17 protein-coding genes are annotated in these 16,469 nt (G+C 69.3%); 6 read left to right on the forward strand and 11 right to left on the reverse strand.

The window, feature by feature from the left end; all coding sequences use genetic code 11:
* Positions 1-54 precede the first annotated feature (54 nt).
* The 3 genes from AB0I34_RS06345 to AB0I34_RS06355 are packed head-to-tail and all read right to left on the reverse strand — an operon-like array spanning position 55 to position 3,339.
* The gene (locus AB0I34_RS06345; RefSeq protein WP_360440342.1) at positions 55-1,182 is read right to left on the reverse strand and encodes a mandelate racemase/muconate lactonizing enzyme family protein; all 1,128 of its coding nucleotides are present in this window, start codon (positions 1,180-1,182) and stop codon (positions 55-57) included.
* Positions 1,183-1,204: 22 nt separating this feature from the next.
* Positions 1,205-3,025: a glutamine--fructose-6-phosphate transaminase (isomerizing) gene (gene glmS / locus AB0I34_RS06350; RefSeq protein WP_360440345.1), complete on the reverse strand. Its 1,821-nt coding sequence runs from the start codon at positions 3,023-3,025 to the stop codon at positions 1,205-1,207.
* A gap of 35 nt (positions 3,026-3,060) precedes the next feature.
* Entirely contained in the window at positions 3,061-3,339 is a 279-nt protein-coding gene (locus AB0I34_RS06355; RefSeq protein WP_360440810.1) for a hypothetical protein, read from the reverse strand.
* Between the two features lie 210 nt (positions 3,340-3,549).
* Here AB0I34_RS06355 and AB0I34_RS06360 point away from each other — a divergent pair, with 210 nt between their 5' ends.
* Entirely contained in the window at positions 3,550-5,427 is a 1,878-nt protein-coding gene (locus AB0I34_RS06360; RefSeq protein ID WP_360440348.1) for a M4 family metallopeptidase, read from the forward strand.
* Positions 5,428-5,429: 2 nt separating this feature from the next.
* On the opposite strand, the gene AB0I34_RS06365 is transcribed toward AB0I34_RS06360, so the two are convergent.
* From AB0I34_RS06365 to nucS, 3 genes are read right to left on the reverse strand one after another with little or no spacing between them, the layout of a single operon-like run.
* Positions 5,430-5,729: a metalloregulator ArsR/SmtB family transcription factor gene (locus tag AB0I34_RS06365; RefSeq protein ID WP_165555684.1), complete on the reverse strand. Its 300-nt coding sequence runs from the start codon at positions 5,727-5,729 to the stop codon at positions 5,430-5,432.
* Complete coding sequence (locus AB0I34_RS06370) at positions 5,726-6,055, reverse strand: hypothetical protein (RefSeq protein ID WP_360440352.1); 330 nt, start codon at positions 6,053-6,055, stop codon at positions 5,726-5,728. Before AB0I34_RS06370 ends, AB0I34_RS06365 begins: the two co-directional genes overlap by 4 nt.
* Before the next feature lie 50 nt (positions 6,056-6,105).
* Positions 6,106-6,765: an endonuclease NucS gene (nucS, locus tag AB0I34_RS06375; RefSeq protein ID WP_360440355.1), complete on the reverse strand. Its 660-nt coding sequence runs from the start codon at positions 6,763-6,765 to the stop codon at positions 6,106-6,108.
* 73 nt (positions 6,766-6,838) lie between these two features.
* Between nucS and AB0I34_RS06380 the strand changes: the two genes are divergently transcribed.
* From AB0I34_RS06380 to AB0I34_RS06395, 4 genes are all read left to right on the forward strand, one after another.
* Entirely contained in the window at positions 6,839-7,162 is a 324-nt protein-coding gene (locus tag AB0I34_RS06380) for a hypothetical protein (protein ID WP_360440358.1), read from the forward strand.
* 41 nt (positions 7,163-7,203) lie between these two features.
* Positions 7,204-8,040 (forward strand): class I SAM-dependent methyltransferase, encoded by an 837-nt coding sequence (locus AB0I34_RS06385; RefSeq protein ID WP_360440361.1) that lies wholly within the window; start codon positions 7,204-7,206, stop codon positions 8,038-8,040.
* Positions 8,037-8,489, forward strand: a complete 453-nt coding sequence (locus AB0I34_RS06390; protein ID WP_360440364.1) for an NUDIX domain-containing protein — start codon at positions 8,037-8,039, stop codon at positions 8,487-8,489. Before AB0I34_RS06385 ends, AB0I34_RS06390 begins: the two co-directional genes overlap by 4 nt.
* Before the next feature lie 64 nt (positions 8,490-8,553).
* A complete protein-coding gene (locus AB0I34_RS06395) occupies positions 8,554-10,332 on the forward strand; it encodes a 3-hydroxybutyryl-CoA dehydrogenase (protein WP_360440366.1) in 1,779 nt (592 codons plus the stop codon).
* A gap of 358 nt (positions 10,333-10,690) precedes the next feature.
* Here the strand turns inward: AB0I34_RS06395 and AB0I34_RS06400 are convergent, their stop codons facing one another.
* The 3 genes from AB0I34_RS06400 to AB0I34_RS06410 form a co-directional block, all read right to left on the reverse strand.
* Positions 10,691-11,587, reverse strand: a complete 897-nt coding sequence (locus tag AB0I34_RS06400) for an RNA polymerase sigma-70 factor (protein ID WP_360440369.1) — start codon at positions 11,585-11,587, stop codon at positions 10,691-10,693.
* 14 nt (positions 11,588-11,601) lie between these two features.
* Positions 11,602-12,804 carry an FAD-dependent oxidoreductase gene (locus tag AB0I34_RS06405; RefSeq protein WP_360440372.1) on the reverse strand — a complete coding sequence of 401 codons (1,203 nt, stop codon included), beginning with the start codon at positions 12,802-12,804 and terminating at the stop codon, positions 11,602-11,604.
* Positions 12,805-12,880: 76 nt separating this feature from the next.
* Entirely contained in the window at positions 12,881-13,669 is a 789-nt protein-coding gene (locus AB0I34_RS06410) for a phytanoyl-CoA dioxygenase family protein (RefSeq protein ID WP_360440375.1), read from the reverse strand.
* A gap of 50 nt (positions 13,670-13,719) precedes the next feature.
* Here AB0I34_RS06410 and AB0I34_RS06415 point away from each other — a divergent pair, with 50 nt between their 5' ends.
* Positions 13,720-14,541 (forward strand): helix-turn-helix domain-containing protein, encoded by an 822-nt coding sequence (locus tag AB0I34_RS06415; RefSeq protein WP_360440378.1) that lies wholly within the window; start codon positions 13,720-13,722, stop codon positions 14,539-14,541.
* Here the strand turns inward: AB0I34_RS06415 and AB0I34_RS06420 are convergent.
* Together AB0I34_RS06420 and AB0I34_RS06425 are read right to left on the reverse strand one after the other, a co-directional pair.
* Positions 14,523-15,170 carry a response regulator transcription factor gene (locus tag AB0I34_RS06420; RefSeq protein WP_328519215.1) on the reverse strand — a complete coding sequence of 216 codons (648 nt, stop codon included), beginning with the start codon at positions 15,168-15,170 and terminating at the stop codon, positions 14,523-14,525. The genes AB0I34_RS06415 and AB0I34_RS06420 overlap by 19 nt on opposite strands.
* Positions 15,122-16,417, reverse strand: coding sequence for a sensor histidine kinase (locus AB0I34_RS06425; protein WP_360440382.1), 1,296 nt, complete (start codon positions 16,415-16,417; stop codon positions 15,122-15,124). The genes AB0I34_RS06420 and AB0I34_RS06425 overlap by 49 nt, the downstream gene beginning before the upstream one ends.
* Positions 16,418-16,469: the final 52 nt, after the last annotated feature.

Raw genomic sequence — 16,469 nt, forward strand, 5'->3', positions numbered from 1 at the left:
CAGCCCTGGGAAGGCATCATCAGCCGGGGCCGGGGCCGGGGCAGTCCGCAGTGCTCAGCGGGTACCGAACTCGCAACTGTCGACGGTCCACGCGGCGCATTGCTCGCTGGTGGTGAAGCCGAGCCCGGGGCGATCCGGCACGAGCATGCGGCCGTCCAACGTCTCGAGGCGCTCGTTGAACAACGGGTTCAGCCACTCGAAGTGCTCGACCCACGGCTCGCGCGGGTAGGCAGCAGCCAAGTGGAGGTGGATTTCCATCGCGAAGTGCGGCGCCAGTTGGAGGCCGTGGTGATCCGCAAGCGTGGCCAGCTTCAAGAACGGTGTGATGCCGCCGATCCGTGGCGCGTCCGGCTGGATGATGTCGGCGGCCCGGGCCTCGATCAGCCGGACGTGTTCGCCCACGCTCGACAGCATCTCCCCGGTCGCGATCGGCGTGTCCAGTGCTGCGGCCAACTCAGCGTGTCCCTCGGCGTCGTACGCGTCGAGCGGCTCCTCGATCCAGACCAGGTCGAACTGCTCGAGCACCCGCCCGAACCGCAGCGCCGTCGGCCGGTCCCACTGCTGGTTCGCGTCCACCATCAGCGGTACGCCGTCGCCCAGATGCTCGCGGACGGCGCGGACCCGCTCCAGGTCGATCCGGGTGTCCGGCTGCCCGACCTTGATCTTGATCCCGCCGATCCCGTCCGCCAGCGACTTCGACGCGCGCTCCTTGACCTCCTCGATCGGCGCGTGCAGGAACCCGCCCGAGGTGTTGTACGCGCGCACCGAGTCCCGGTGGGCGCCCAGCAGCTTGGCCAGCGGAAGCCCGGCCCGCTTCGCCTTCAGATCCCACAGCGCGATGTCGATCGCCGCGATCGCCTGCGTCGCCACCCCGGACCGCCCGACCGACGCGCCGGCCCAGAGCAACTTGTCGTACACCTTGCCGATATCCGACGGGTCCTCGCCGATCAGGTTCGCGGCGATCTCCTTGGCATGCGCGTACTGCGCCGGACCGCCGGCCCGCTTGGAGTAGCTGAAACCGATCCCGTGCTGGTCCTGCGCGGTCGCGATCTCCGCGAACAGGAACACGATCTCGGTCATCGGCCGCTGCCGCCCGGTCAGGACTTTGGCATCACTGACCGGGCGGTCCAGCGGGAGAACGACGGACGAGAGACGGACGTGGCGGATCTGATCGCTCGGCACCGCCTCATCGTAGGGTCAGGGACTACTCGACCGTGACGGACTTGGCCAGGTTGCGCGGCTTGTCGACGTCGTGGCCGAGTGCGACCGCCGCGTAGTACGCGAGGATCTGCAGCGGGATCGTGAGCAGGATCGGGTCCAGTTCCGGCTCGTTCTTCGGCACGACGATCTTCGCGGCGACCCCGTCCGGTACGTCGACGCCCGGGTGCGTGACGACGTACAGCGGGCCGGACCGGGCGGCGATCTCGTGCAGCGCGCCGATGTTGCGGTCGACCAGTTCGTCGTCCGGCACGATCGCGATGCTCGGGACGTCCGGCGAGATCAGCGCGAGCGGGCCGTGCTTCAGCTCCGACGTCTGGTAGGCCTCGGCGTGCCGGTAGGAGATCTCCTTGAGCTTCTGTGCACCCTCGCGGGCGACCGGGTAGCCGCGGGTCCGGCCGACGAAGAACAGGCTCTCGTGCTGGGCGAGCCGGCCGGCGATCTTGGCCAGCTCCTCCTCCTGGGCCACGATCGACTGGATGTGCTCGGGCAGCTTCTTCAGGCCCTCGATCAGCCGGCGGCCGTCGGCGGGGGAGACGTCGCGGATCCGGCCCAGGTGGATGCCGAGCATCGCGAACGCGACCGCCATGTTGGTCAGCGCCTTGGTCGAGGCGACCGAGACCTCCGGGCCGGCGTGCAGGTAGACACCACCGTCGACCTCACGGGCGATGCTGGAGCCGACCGCGTTCACCAGGCCGATCACGCGGCCGCCCTTGCGCTTGAGCTCCTGGACGGCCACCAGCGTGTCCAGGGTCTCGCCGGACTGGCTGACCGCGATGTACAGGGTGTCGCGCTCGACCACCGGGTTGCGGTAGCGGAACTCCGAGGCCGGCTCGGCGTCGGCGGGGATCCGGGCGACCTCCTCGATGAACTGCGCGCCCATCTGGCCGGCGTAGTACGCCGATCCGCAGCCGAGGATCTTGACCCGCTTGATCTCCCGGGCCTCGCGGGCGTCCATGTTCAGGCCGCCGAGGTGGACGGTGTGGAAGCGCTCGTCGAGACGGCCGCGGATGGCCCGGCCGACCGCGTCCGGCTGCTCGTGGATCTCCTTCATCATGAAGTGCTCGTGCAGGCCGCGCTCGTACTCGTCGGCCTCCCACTCGACCGTCTTGGCGGTCTTGGTGGTGGGCGCGGCGTCCTGGGTGAAGGTGCGGTAGCCGTCGGCGCGGACGGTGGCCAGCTCGCCGTCGTCCAAGTAGACGACCTGACGGGTGTAGCGGATCAGGGCGGCCGCGTCGGAGGCGACGTGCATCTCGCCGTCGCCGATGCCGAGGATCAGCGGGCTGCCGTTGCGGGCGACCACGATCCGGTCCGGGAAGTCCAGGTCGATCACGGCGATGCCGTAGGTGCCCTCGATCCGGCGCAGGGCGGCCATCACCTTGTCCTCGAGGGTGGCGCCCTCGGACTGCTCGATCAGGTGCGCGAGTACCTCGGTGTCGGTCTCCGAGCGCAGCTTGACGCCCGCGTCCTCCAGCTGGGCGCGCAGCGCGCCGGCGTTGTCGAAGATGCCGTTGTGGACGACGGCGATCCGCTCATTGCCGCTGGCGTGCGGGTGCGCGTTGTCCTTGCTCGGGCCGCCGTGCGTTGCCCACCGGGTGTGGCCGATGCCGAGCTTGCCGCCGAACCGCTTCGGCAGCGACGCCTCCAGCTCACGGACGCGGCCGGCGTCCTTGTGCACCTTCAGCTCGCTGGCCCCCAGGACCGCGACACCTGCCGAGTCGTAGCCGCGGTACTCCAGCCGCGCCAGTCCGTCCACCAGGATGGGCGCGGCCGGCTTGGTGCCGACGTACCCGACGATTCCGCACATGTGTTGGCGCCTTTCGAAGGTTGGTTGCTCACCGCTCAGCCGTAGACGATCCGTCGCAGCTGGCGGGCTGAGAGTTCGGGGGAGCGCACCGGCCAGTGCCGGAGCTCGGTACCGAGCCGGGCGAAGATCTCGTCGTTGCGGGCGCCGTAGGTCTGCAGCTCGCGGTGCCGGCGCCGGACGTACTCCTCGGTGGTCTCGGTGAAATAGGCCAGTACGTCGGCGACAACGCGCCGCGCGTCGTCCGCCGACAACCCGGTGGTCCGGCTGACCTGCTCGGCCAGCTCGTCCGCGGGCCCCACCGCCGCCTCACTGATCACCCGTCCACCTTGCAGCGTTTTCGAGGTCAGCGCAAAGGATCTGCCCGAAATCGGGCAAATATGACTTCCTGGTCAGTCTCTGGGGCCTGCTCCAGGACCTTGCTGGCACGCGCCCTGCGGCGGTAGGACTAGCACTGTACTGGGACGACTCTCGGGGCTGGGGAATCGGCCGTCCCGTCGATAGCCCGTCGACCGGGGAGGTCCCCCATGTCCCGCTCCAGCGTTCTGGCCGCGATCGCGGCCCTCGCACTCGTCACAGCCGGCGGTTCGACCGCGACGGCCGGCCAGGTGACCACGACACCGCTCCGTGGCGGCTCGATCGCCCTGTCCGGAGCCGATGCCCGCGCCTTCGCCGTACCGCCTGGAATGGTCCGCCTCTGGACCGCCCAGCGGGCCGACGGCGGCACCCAGACCCGCTACCAGCAGATGGTCGGGACGGCGTCGGTCGTCGGCGGCCAACTGACCGTGCTCACCGACAAGTCCGGCCGGACCACCGCCGTGATCGGCGCCTACTTCCCGGGCCTGAAGGCCAAGAACAGTGCGTCGGTGTCGGCCGCGAGCGCCCGTGGGGCCGCGGCCCAACGCGTCGGCGCCGCCGGGAAGTGGTCGTCCGCACTGCGCATCGATCCCAAGGACGGGCGGCTGTTCCACCAGGTCGTCAGCCAGCGGATGGATCAGCGCTGGGTGCAGTGGGTCGACGCCAGTACTGGCGCCGTGGAGAAGCAGTACGACGCGGTCGCACACGGCGACGGGGTCGGGGTGAAGGGCGACACGAAGCAGATCGACACCCGCCGGATCGGCGGCACCTTCTTCCTGCGGTCCGCGGACGGGCGGCAGGAGACGTACGACGCCGGCAACAAGCAGGTCCAGCCCGGCACGATCATGACCGACGCCGACGACCACTGGAACTTCAACAAGCCCAAGCTGCTCTCGCCGAGCCAGGCGCCCGGCGTGGACGCGCACTTCTACGCCAACGTCACCGACGACTTCTACGCCGGGGTCTTCGGCCGCGACAGTCTGGACGACAACGGCATGCCGATCATCTCGACGGTCCATTTCGCGAACCGGTACTGCAACGCGTTCTGGAACGGCGAGCAGATGGCGTACGGCGACGGTGACGGCACGACCTGCATCTCGCTGTCCGGCGGCCTGGACGTGGTCGGGCACGAACTCACCCACGGCGTCACCGAGTTCACCTCGAACCTGATCTACGAGAACGAGTCCGGCGCGCTGAACGAGTCCTTCAGCGACATGATGGGCAACACGATCGAGTTCTACGCAGCCGAGCACGGCCTCGACCCGGCCGGCTCACCCGACTGGCTGATCGCCGAGGACGTGTACCTCGCGCCCGACGTGGCCCCTGGGTTCCGGAACATGTCCGACCCGCGCGAGGACGACGACCCCGATCACTACAGCGAACTGCTCGTCGGTGACACCGACAACGGGTTCGTCCACAGCAACAGCGGGATCTCGAACCACGCCTACTACCTGGCCGTCAACGGCGGCAAGAACGCCGGCTGCGACGCGGTCGGGTCGAACGGCCACCAGCACACGGCCGACTGTGACGTCACGGTGCCGGCGATCGGGCTCAACGCCGCCCGGACGGTGTTCTACAACGGGTTCACGAGCCTTCCGGAGTTCGCGAACTTCTGCGATGCCCGCAACGCCACGATGGCGGTCGCGGGGGCGAATGCGACGGCGATCAACGCCGCGTGGGCAGCCGTGGGCGTCCATGGCGGCTGCACCCCGGGGACCCCGCCGCCCCCGCCCTGCGTGAGCGACCCGGACGCCGCCGTTCCGTTCGGAACGCCGCATCCGTACGGCAACAACGGGGACTGCATGTGGGTCTACGACAACGGATCCGGCGGGTTCGCGTTCCACTTCAGCCTGCTCGACACCGAGAAGGATTTCGACTTCGTGACCGTGTCGGATGCGAGCGGGAACGTGCTGGCGACGTACACAGGCACCTCCCGTCGCGCTGTCACCTCGCCGTGCATCAGTACGCCGACCGGCAGCGTCCACTTCACCAGTGACGCCGCGGTGACGGCTCAAGGCTTCACAGTCGACGCTGTCGTCGCCTGCTGAGGTCACCGGAACCTGTCGAGCCACGGGACCCCGACCGCGAACAACGGGTCGGGGTCCAGGCGGTACACGCGCTCCCGGCCGCGCAGGGTGACGTGTACGAGTCCGGCCTGCTCCAGGACCCCCAGGTGTCGGGTGATCGTCGGCCAGGAATGATCGAACCGCCCCGCGATCTCGCCCGAGGTCATCTCGCCGCCGCGCAGGTGCAGGACCAGCAGGATGGTACGGCGGGAGTGGTGCGCGAGGGCGGTGAACACCCGGTCGAGGTCGTCCAGGTCCCGCCCGCCGCGGGAGCCGGCGGTCAAGCCGGTAGATCCTGTGCCAGATCCTGGGGCAGGTAGTGCGGGAAGTCCCACTTCGGCAGCCCGTCCCGCTCCTCGAGCAGCGGGTCCATCCGCTCCCACAGCGTGAGCACGTCCGGGTGCTCGTGCGCCCGCGCGAATCCACCGTCCACCCAGGTGAAGATCTCGACGTACGTCGGCTCGTCCACCGACCGGAACACCGTCGCCCGCTCCTCGGTCACGAACCCGAGCCCCTGCAACGTCGCCCAGTGCCCGCCGAGTACCTCCCGGAACCGCCCCTCATCCGCCGCCCGGACCCGATAAGTACAGATCACCGTTTCCTTAGCCATATCGCTAAGTAAGTGCCCGCAGCCGACGCGCTGTCAACACCTCGGTGAACTCAGAACAACCGCAGTACGTCGGATTCCATGCCTCGGAGGGCGTCGTAGTCGACGGTGAGGCATTCGAGGCCGCGGTCGGTGGCGAGGACCTTGGCCTGTGGCTTGATGAGCTGGGCGGCGAAGATGCCGCGGACCGGGGCCAGCATCGGGTCGCGGTTGAGGAGTTCGACGTACCGGGTGAGCTGCTCGACACCGTCGATCTCGCCGCGGCGCTTGATCTCGACGGCGACGTGCTTGCCGTCGGCATCCCGGCAGAGGAGGTCGACCGGGCCGATCGCGGTCGGGTACTCGCGCCGTACCAGGGTCCAGCCCTCGCCGAAGGTGTGCACGTGCTCGGCCAGCAGTTCCTGCAGGTGCGCCTCGACGCCGTCCTTGATCAGACCTGGGTCGACGCCGAGCTCGTAGGCGGTGTCGCTGTGCACCTCCTCGATGGTGATCCGCAGCTCTTCACCGGCCTTGTTGGTGACGCTCCACACGTCGCCGTCCTCGGTCAGCTTGCACGGCGGCGACATCCAGTTGAGCGGCTTGTACGAGCCGCCGTCGGCGTGGATCAGTACCGACCCGTCCGCCTTCACCATCAGCAACCGCGGCGCCATCGGCAGATGAGCCGTCAGCCGGCCGGAGTAGTCCACAGAACACGTAGCAATCACCAAGCGCACGAGAAAGCACCGTAGTCCACAAGCGGCCGGGAACCCATGTCGCCTGGCCGTCCGGAGTGGCAGGGTGGTGAACATGATGCCGAAGGTCAGCGAACAGGCGATCGCCGAGTACGACGCGGTCGCGGCCGGACTGGAGTCGGCCGGCGTGGTCCGGGGAAGCATGTTCGGCATGCCCTGTCTCAAGATCGGCAAGAAGGTGCTCGCCGGGATGTTCGGTGACGCCATGACGTTCAAGCTCCCGCCGGAGCCGCGGGCGAAGGCGCTCGCGCTGCCAGGCGTCGAGGCGTTCGACCCGGGCATGGGCCGCCCGATGAAGGAGTGGGTGGTGATCCCGCTGGCACAGTCGGAGGTCTGGCCGGACTACGCCGCCGAGGCACTGGAGTACGTCGCCGGATGAATCTCATGTGTCCCGCGCGGATTCTGCTGTTGCCTGGGGATGTGCAGGATCCGGTGGTCGGGGACAGGATCGCCCAGGTGTACGCCGGCCCGTTCGAGGCGGCAGCCGGCACCCGGTTGGCCGACCACCTCGGCGTCCGGCTGACCGTCGTACCCGAGCTCGCGCAGCGTCCCGACGAGGAGCTGCAGGCGATCGCGGACCTGCATCGCGGCGAGACCGTGGTCGTGCTCGGCGCCGATCTCGGGCTGAGGCTCCCGGCGATCGTCGAGCACACCGGCGACGGGTGGACCCGGGTGCCGACGGACAACGAGGTGACGGTGGCGACGTACGAGCAGGCGTCGGCGAAGTTCCGGGAATCGATCCCCAAGGAGCCCAACGAGCTGCTCATCGACCTGCTCGCCGAGGGGGTCGCGCCCGGCGCCCGCGTTCTCGAGCTCGGCAGCGGGACCGGCCGCGACGCGATCGAGTTGGAGCGCCGCGGTTTCGTCGTACGGCGTACCGACGCGACCCAGGCCTTCCTCGAGATGATGCGTGCCGACGGATACGACGCCGATCGGCTGAACGCGATCACGGACGACGTCGGCGGTCCGTACGACGCTGTGTTCGCCGACGCGGTGTTCCTGCACTTCGACCGTGCCCAGCTGGCCGGAGTACTCCGGAAGGCGGTGCGGGCCGCGCCGGTGCTCGCATTCGCGACGCGGGAGGGCAAGGGCGAGGAGTGGTCCAACCGGAACCTCGACCTGCCCCGGCATTTCGTCATGTGGCAGGAGGAACCGTTGCGCGAATTGCTCACCGAGAACGGCTGGAACGTCGAGCAGGTCAGACGCAGCGAGTCGCGGATCGGGTTCTGGTTCAGCGTCCTGGCGAGCCGCGCATGATCCGCGCGGGGATCGTCCTGCTCTCCCGGCACGGAGTGGCCGCGATCGAGCGGGTGCGCGACGGACGGACGTACCACGTCCTGCCCGGCGGCCAGGTCGAGGAGGGCGAGAGCCCGGCGGAGGCGGCCCGGCGCGAGACCCACGAGGAACTGGGTGTGCTGGTGAAGATCCGCGGGCTGGTCGCCGTGGTGAACTTCGGCACGAGCACCCAGCACTACTTCCTGGCCGAGTCCATTGGTGGCGAGTTCGGCGCCGGGCACGGGCCGGAGATGGGAAGTACTGCGGAGTCGGAGGCCGGGAGCTATCGGGCGGTGTGGCTGCCGGTCGGGGACCTTCTCGGGCGCGAGCTCAAGCCGAAACCCGTCGCGTCCATGCTCGACAGCGCCCCGGATCCAGCTTGGCTGCTGGACGGATGGCTGGAGTCGCCGGTGGTGTTCGACGAGGTGTGAGGTTGGCCTCCCGGGTGACTCAGCTCATGGGCGGACCAGTAGTGGGACTGGCATAGTTCGGGCCATGGCTCGGGAACTGAAGACGGTGGGTGTGGTCGGTCTGGGCACGATGGGTGCCGGGATCGCCGAGGTGTTCGCGCGCAACGGCCTGACCGTGGTCGGCGTCGAGCGTGACGAGGAGGCGGCCGAGCGCGGCCGCGGGCACATCCAGCACTCCACCGACCGGGCGGTGAAGCGCGGCAAGCTGTCGGTCGAGGACCAGCAGGCGCTGTTCGACCGGGTCACCTTCGCCACCACGCTCGAGGCGCTCGCGGACTGCGATCTGGTGATCGAGGCCGTGATCGAGCGGCTCGAGCTCAAGCGCGAGATCTTCTCGGCGCTGGACAAGGTCGTCCGCGACGACGCGATCCTGGCCACCAACACCTCGTCCCTGTCGGTCACCGAGATCTCGGTCGCTACCCAGCGCCCGCGCCGCGTCGTCGGCATGCACTTCTTCAACCCCGCGCCGGTGCAGGAGTTCGTCGAGGTGATCCGGACCGTGGTCACCGAGCCGGACGTGGTCGAGGACGTGCTCGCGCTGGCCCGCCGCCTCGACAAGGTCCCGGTGGTGGCGGCCGACCGGGCCGGCTTCATCGCGAACGCCCTGCTGTTCGGCTACCTGAACCACGCGGTCTCGATGGTGGAGTCGCGGTACGCGACCCGCGAGGACGTGGACGCGGCGATGCGGCTCGGCTGCGGCTACCCGATGGGCCCGCTCGCGCTGCTCGATCTGATCGGCCTCGACACGGCGTACGAGATCCTCGACACGATGTACAAGCAGGGTCGCAACCGGCTGCATGCGCCGGCCCCGATCCTCAAGCAGATGGTCACCGCCGGACTGCTCGGCCGCAAGACCGGCCGCGGCTTCTACACCTACGAGGCGCCGGACTCCCCGGTCGTGGTCGACGACGAGCACACGCCGGCGTCGGACGGCGCGGGGATCGCCGTACGCCCGATCAAGCAGGTCGGCGTGGTCGGCTCCGGGACGATGGCCGTCGGCATCATCGAGGTCTGCGCCAGGGCCGGGTACGACGTTCTGTACGTCGCCCGTGGTACTGAGAAGGTGGACCGGGTCCGGGCCGGCCTCGAACGCTCACTGGAGAAGGGCGTTCAGCGCGGCAAGCTGTCGTCGGAGGAGCGGGACGCGACACTGCGCCGGATCACCGGGACGGCCAAGCTCGACGACCTCGCGAGGGTTGACCTGGTGGTCGAGGCCGTGGTCGAGGAGCTGAGCGTCAAGCAGGCGCTGTTCGAGACCTTCGACGAGATCTGCAAGCCGGGTGCGATCCTCGCGACGACCACCTCGAGTCTGCCGGTGATCGACCTGGCGATGGCGACCAAGCGACCGTCCGACGTGGTCGGTCTGCACTTCTTCAACCCGGCGCCGGTGATGAAGCTGGTCGAGGTCGTGAGCACGGTCAGCACGTCCTCGGATGTGGCCGACACGGTCGCGGCGCTGGCTGTTGCCGCTGGCAAGCACCCGGTCCGGTGCGGCGACCGGGCCGGCTTCATCGTGAACGCGCTGCTGTTCCCGTACCTGAACGACTCGGTCCGGATGCTCGAGGCGCACTACGCCGGGGTCGACGACATCGACGCCGCGATGAAGCTCGGCTGCCGGCTGCCGATGGGGCCGTTCGAGCTGCTGGACGTGGTCGGCCTGGACGTCTCGCTGGCCATCCAGCGGACCCTCTACCTCGAGTTCCGCGAGCCCGGATTCGCCCCGGCCCCGCTGCTCGAGCACCTGGTCACCGCCGGCTACCTCGGCCGCAAGACCGGCCGCGGATTCCGCGACTACAGCAACTGACGTCCCCTGCGCTCTTGCGCATGAGATCTCGTGCGGTGACGGCGCCGACCAGGTCTGCTTCCTGCAGCACGGCCGCCTGCTCGAAAGCGGCCCACCCGCGGACGTCCTGGACAACCCCAGCCAGCCCGCACCCAGGAGTTCCTCCGCCGCATCCGGAGCTAGGTGGCGGACGCCCAGGCCATCACAATCGACGACTCCGCTGCAGGCCCCGCCTGCCGACGCCGGAGCGCCGCGATTGTGATGGCGTGGCGGTCCGGACCTGCACCACTCACCAACCCTCGCGGCCGCCGAGGCCCAGCGACCGACTGAGCGTGATCCGCCTCGGTGCTGCGCAGTTGGTGAGTGCCTGGTGTCCGCCTCAGCGCAGGGTGAGGGCGGTTTCCGACTCGAGGCGGGACAGCTTCTCCGGGTTGCGGACGTAGTAGATGCCGGTGACGTGGGCGTCCTCGATCCGCAGCGCAACGACGCCGTCGAGCTTCCCGTCGAAACGGAACAGCAGCGCCGGGTTGCCGTTGATCACGGTCGGCTCGGTGGTGAGTGTGCCGCCGACCTTCTGCACGCTGCCGACGAACATGCGGATCGCCTTCTCCGCGCCGACGATCGGACGCAGTGCGGTGAGTTTGAGGCCGCCACCGTCGCTGACCAGGACCACGTCGGGCGCGAGGACGTCCAGCAGGGCCTTCAGGTCGCTGGCCTCGACCGCGCGCTGGAAGGCCTCGAAGGCCGCGCGGCCTTCGTTCGGGGAGACCACACTGCGGGGGCGGCGGGCTTCGACGTGCTGCCGGGCGCGGTGCGCGATCTGGCGGACGGCCGCCGGGTTCTTGTCGACGGCCGCCGCGATGTCGTCGTAGCTGACACCGAACGCCTCGCGCAGGACGAAGACGGCCCGCTCGGTCGGAGTCAGCGTTTCCAGGACCAGCATCATCGCCATCGACACGCTCTCGGCCAGCTCGACGTCCTCGGCCGCGTCCGGAGCGGTGAGCAGCGGTTCGGGCAGCCAGGGACCGACGTACGCCTCCCGGCGCCGCTGCATCGTGCGCAGGCGGTTGAGCGACTGGCGGGTGGTGATCCGGATCAGGTAGGCGCGCTGATCGCGGACCTGATCCAGATCGACCTTGCTCCACCGCAGCCAGGTCTCCTGCAGCACGTCCTCCGCGTCGACCGCCGATCCGAGGATCTCGTAGGCGACGGTGAACAGCAGGTTCCGGTGGGCGACGAAGGCGTCGGTCGCCGGGTCACTGGACTGGTCGCTCATCAAGGCAGCTCTCCTCAGGCCGGGCGGCCTGCGTCCGCGGGCGCCTTTGCGGCCTTGGCCTGCAGTACCTTCCGGCGTCGGCGATCCTTGAACCAGAGATCGAGCTTGCCGGGTTTGCGCGCCTCCTGCCTGAGCTGCCAGATGGTGCTCTTGCAGACGCCTTCCTTGAGCATCGCCATGGATCGGTTGCCCAGATAGAACACGCCGGTCGGGGTGTCGTCCCGCTTGGCGTACTGGACCACACCGGCGCGGCGTCCCAGGCTGATGCACTCGCCGAAGAACCCGACCTCGAAGCCGGCGGGCTCCCGGCCGGCGATCCGGCTCAGCACCGTCTCGGCGGCCTGCGGGCCTAGCTGCATCGCGGACTGGCAACTCATCCGCACAGGCAGGTCCGATGGTGCTCCCGAGTCCCCGGCCGCGATGATGCGTACGTCGTCCACGCTGGTGAGGGTCTCGTCGGTGAGCAGCCGCCCGAGGGAATCCGTGCTCAGCCCGCTGCGGGTGGCCAGATCCGGCACGCTGAACCCCGCGGTCCAGATCGTCACGTCGCTGTGCAGCTGGCGGCCGTCGCTGAGCTGGACCGCGTCAGCCGTCACGCCCGTCACCGTCGCGCCGTCGCCTTCGAGCACGGTCACACCGAGCTTGGCGAGCCGCCGGGCGACCGAGCGCCGGGCCCGCGGATGCAGGTACGGTCCGAGCACCTTTCCGCACACCAGAGTCACTGTACGGCCCTGCTCCGCCAGTTCGGACGCGGTTTCCAGGCCTGTCGGTCCGGCGCCCACCACCGTCAGCGCGGCCGATGCCGGCGCGGCGTCGACGACCGGCTGGAGTCGCCCTGCCTGTTCCAGGGTGGAGATCGGGTAGGCGTACTCCGCTGCGCCGCTCACGCTGGGGTCCCCGCTGCCGCTACCTACCGCGTAGACCAGGTAGTCGTAGTCGAGGGCGCCGCCGCTCGCCAGGATCACCCGGCGTTCGGCCGCGTCGATCTGGGTGACAGTGTCGACCGCGAGTTCGACGCCGTCGGCCAGGATGCTCTGGTAGTCCACCAGCGCGTCGTCCGACCCGCCGACGAGCTGGTGCAGCCGGATCCGTTCGACAAAGGCCGGACGTGGGTTGATCAGGGTCACGTGTACGTCGTCACGCTGCGTCAGGCGGTTGGCAGCCATCACGCCGGCGTATCCGCCGCCGATCACGATGACATCGGTTCTCTCGGTCATGGCCACTCCTTCGTCTCAGAGATGGCCTTAAAGACACCGCACCCCCGGTGGATGTGACACCAGTGAGTCAGATCACTCAGGGTTCGGCGTCGGCGTAGTCGCCGCAGGGACCGCCGCCGATGGCTTCGGGCAGGATCGCCGTACGCCGGTCCGGCCGGACCAGCGGGTTGTAGAAGGCAGCGATCTCCCTGCTGTCCTCCGGGATGTAGTGGAAGATCAGTGCGCGCCGGAAGCGGTCCGCGCTCGAGTTCGGGCGGGAGCCGTGGACGACGCTGCCGTGGAAGAACAGCACGTCACCGGCCTTCATCTTCGTCTGCACCTTCCGCAGACCGTCGGGGATCGGGACCTCCGCGTTGGTGAACGACTCCGCCAGGTCGGCCGGCTCGGGACAGACCAGCTCGGTCTTGTGCGAACCGGGGACCACCGCGAGCCCGCCGTTGTCCGCGTCCACGTCGTCGATCGCGATCCAGGCCGCCAGGCAGGTCTCCGGATCGGCCCGCAGGAACGTGTTGTCCTGGTGCATCGCCTGGCCGCGCGCACCCGGCGGCTTGAAGTAGAACATCGACTGGGCACCAAGCGCGGGCCCGATCAGGGTGGTCACGACATCGAGGATCCGGCTGTCCAGCATCAGCTCCAGCGAGAGCTTGCCGGCTTCGGCATCCGGTCGCCGGTGCGGATGCACGAACCGCGGATACCGCGCCAGCGGATCGTCGTCCGGTACGCCGTCGTCGATCGCGAGCGAGTGGTCGGCGGCAACCTGCTGCATGAACACGGTCCTGATCCGCTCGACCTCGGCGGTGGTCAGCACCTGCGGGACCTGGACGATCCCCTCGTCGCGATAGATCTCGGCCAGTACGTCGGTCATGCTTCCAGGATCGGCGGCGACGGGCGGCCGGGACGATAGCCTATCGAGCTGTGAACCTTCGAGATCCTGCTACTCGTGATTCGCCGACCCCGGTGGTCCGGCGACTGCTCACCGGTGAGTTCGACGAAGATTCCGACTACGCGACCTTTCGCAAGCGCGGCACGACGGACTGGCTGTTGGTGCACACGCTGGACGGCCGAGGCCGCTTCGGCGCACCGACCGGCGACGTGGCGGCCGGCCCTGGCACGGTGACCCTCGTCCGGCCGGGCACACTGCACGACTACGGCACCGTGGGGGAGCGGTGGCACTTCCTCTACGCCCACCTCAACCCGAAACCCGACTGGCTCCCGCTGCTGGACTGGCCGGAAGTTGCCCCGGGCATCGTTCAGCTCCGCCCCGCCGGGCCGACCGCCGACCGGATCGCCGACCATCTGCGTGACGCCGTCCGGCACCAGAGCAGCGTCCTTCCACAGGCCGAACAGCTGAGCGCCAACTCGCTCGAGGCCGCCCTGCTGTGGTGCGACACCCAGAACCCGAGGGCGGTGCAGATCGACGACCGTCTCCTGCGCGCCATCGAGTTGATCGACCAGGATCTGACCGCGAATCTCGACGTACCCCGGCTGGCCCGCGCGGCGAATCTCTCGGTGTCCCGCTTCGCGCACCTGTTCCGCGTCCAGCTCGGCGTCAGCCCGCAGCAGTTCGTCGAGCACCGCCGCCTCGACGCGGCCCGCAACCTCCTCGAGCTGACCAGCCGCTCGGTCGCCTCAGTGGCCGCGCAGGTCGGCTATCTCGATCCCCTGTACTTCTCCACCCGCTTCCGCCACCACACCGGCAGCAGCCCTTCGACGTACCGTCAGCGCGACGACAGGTAGGTGAGGACTGCCATCACTCGGCGGTTGTCGTCCTCCGAGGGTGGGAGGTCGAGCTTGGAGAAGATGTTGTTCGTGTGCTTGCTGACGGCCTTCTCGGTGACGAAGAGGGCGCCGGCGATGGCGGCGTTCGAGCGGCCCTCCGCCATCAGGCCGAGCACCTCGGCCTCGCGCGGCGTCAGCCGGCTGATCGGTTCGTCGCGCGTGTTGCGGGCCAGCAGCTGCCCGATCACGTCCGGGTCCATCGCGGTCCCGCCGGCGGCCACCCGTCGTACCGAATCGAGGAACTCGGCCACGTTCGAGACCCGGTCCTTGAGCAGGTAGCCGACCGCGCCTCCGCCGCCGGTCAACAGCTCCCGCGCGTACAGCTGCTCGACATACTGCGACAGGACCAGGATCGGCAGGCCGGGGACCTGGCGGCGGGCCTCGATCGCGGCCTTCAGGCCCTCGTCGGTGAAGGTCGGTGGGAGTCGTACGTCGACAACCGCCACATCCGGTCGGTGCTCCACCAGGGCGGGCACCAGCCGGGGACCGTTGTCGACTGCCTCGACGACCTCGAAGTCGTGCGCCTCCAGCAGGCGGATCAGGCCGTCCCGGAGGAGGGCGTGGTCTTCAGCGATGAGGACTCGCAAGGCAGCTCCATGATCACGGTGGTCGGCCCGGCGCTCGGGCTCACCACGGTCAACGTACCGTCGAAGGCGGCCAGCCGCCGTTCGATACCGTACAGACCGCCTCCGGGCCGGATCACCGCACCTCCGACGCCGTCGTCACCGACGATCATGTGCAGCTTCTCGTCCTCGTGCGTGATCTGGATCCAGGCTGTCGTCGCGGCGGAGTACTTGACCGCGTTCGCGAGGCATTCGGCCACCGCGAAGTACGCCGCCGACTCGACCGGCGCGGCCGGCCGGCCGGGGACGTCGAAGGTGACGTCCACCTTGAACGGGCAGGACAGGGCGAGTGCCTTGACCGCGCCGTCCAGGCCGCGGTCGGCCAGCACCGGCGGGTGGATCCCGCGGACCAGGTCGCGCAGCTCGGACAGCGCCGTACTGGCGGACTCCCGGGCCTCGGTGAGCAGCGCCGCCGCCTGGGCCGGATCGCGGGCGACCATCTCCTCGGCCATGCCCAGGTTCATGCTGAGCGCGGCCAGCCGGGCCTGGGCGCCGTCGTGCAGGTCCCGCTCGATCCGGCGCAGCTCGGCCGCCTGGGTGTCGACGGTCTCGGCCCGGGACTCGGCCAGCTCGCGGACCCGCAGGGCCAGCTTGGCGCTCTCGGTCGGGCCGAGCAGGGAACGGGCCATGAACGCGTTCGCCTTCAGCAGCCGCTCGCCGGCGGCGTACCAGATCATGAAGGCGATCAAGGCGACCGGCGTCACCAGGAAGCTGGTCCAGAAGTTCACCGTGACCAGCCCGCCGAACGGCTCGGTGAAGACGCCCTCGGGGGTGACGCCGACGAGCAGTGGGTAGACCAGGTAGAACAGCGACGCCAGGAACAGAACGGCGCTGAGCAGACACAGAGTGAAGCCGATCACCGCGTTCACCAGCAGCCAGATGATGTCGCGCCACGTGGCCGGGTCGGTCAGCGTGGTCCGCAGCCACATCAGGATTCCGGGCATCGGGGGCTTCTTGTACGGGCGGGGGATGCGCTCACCGACGAAGCCGGCCAGCATCGTGCGGTGGCAGTTCGCGAACCACCGCGTGGCCGGCACGAACGCGAGGAGCAGCGGGATCCCGACCCAGACCGCGATCAGCGGCACGGCCACCACGTTGAGCACGAACAACGCGATCCCCAGCTCGGCCAGGATCGACAGGGCCAGCGCGATCCACGGCTGCGCGAGCTTGGGGTACCGCATCGGCGGTGCCTGGGTGGCGATGGTGCTCATCCACGTCCTCGCTTCGCTCCGGGCGCGGCTGAGACACGAGATGGGCTGCGCC

The organism is Kribbella sp. NPDC050281 (assembly GCF_040655855.1).
Taxonomy (GTDB): domain Bacteria; phylum Actinomycetota; class Actinomycetes; order Propionibacteriales; family Kribbellaceae; genus Kribbella.

Excerpts from the sequence above, each read along its gene's own strand:
- AB0I34_RS06425 (WP_360440382.1), bottom strand. The coding sequence starts at position 16,417 with ATGAGCACCATCGCCACCCAGGCACCGCCGATGCGGTACCCCAAGCTC.
- AB0I34_RS06410 (WP_360440375.1), bottom strand. The coding sequence starts at position 13,669 with ATGACCGACGTACTGGCCGAGATCTATCGCGACGAGGGGATCGTCCAG.
- AB0I34_RS06400 (WP_360440369.1), bottom strand. The coding sequence starts at position 11,587 with ATGAGCGACCAGTCCAGTGACCCGGCGACCGACGCCTTCGTCGCCCAC.
- AB0I34_RS06395 (WP_360440366.1), top strand. The coding sequence starts at position 8,554 with ATGGCTCGGGAACTGAAGACGGTGGGTGTGGTCGGTCTGGGCACGATG.
- glmS (WP_360440345.1), bottom strand. The coding sequence starts at position 3,025 with ATGTGCGGAATCGTCGGGTACGTCGGCACCAAGCCGGCCGCGCCCATC.
- AB0I34_RS06360 (WP_360440348.1), top strand. The coding sequence starts at position 3,550 with ATGTCCCGCTCCAGCGTTCTGGCCGCGATCGCGGCCCTCGCACTCGTC.
- AB0I34_RS06390 (WP_360440364.1), top strand. The coding sequence starts at position 8,037 with ATGATCCGCGCGGGGATCGTCCTGCTCTCCCGGCACGGAGTGGCCGCG.
- AB0I34_RS06370 (WP_360440352.1), bottom strand. The coding sequence starts at position 6,055 with ATGGCTAAGGAAACGGTGATCTGTACTTATCGGGTCCGGGCGGCGGAT.
- AB0I34_RS06380 (WP_360440358.1), top strand. The coding sequence starts at position 6,839 with ATGATGCCGAAGGTCAGCGAACAGGCGATCGCCGAGTACGACGCGGTC.
- AB0I34_RS06405 (WP_360440372.1), bottom strand. The coding sequence starts at position 12,804 with ATGACCGAGAGAACCGATGTCATCGTGATCGGCGGCGGATACGCCGGC.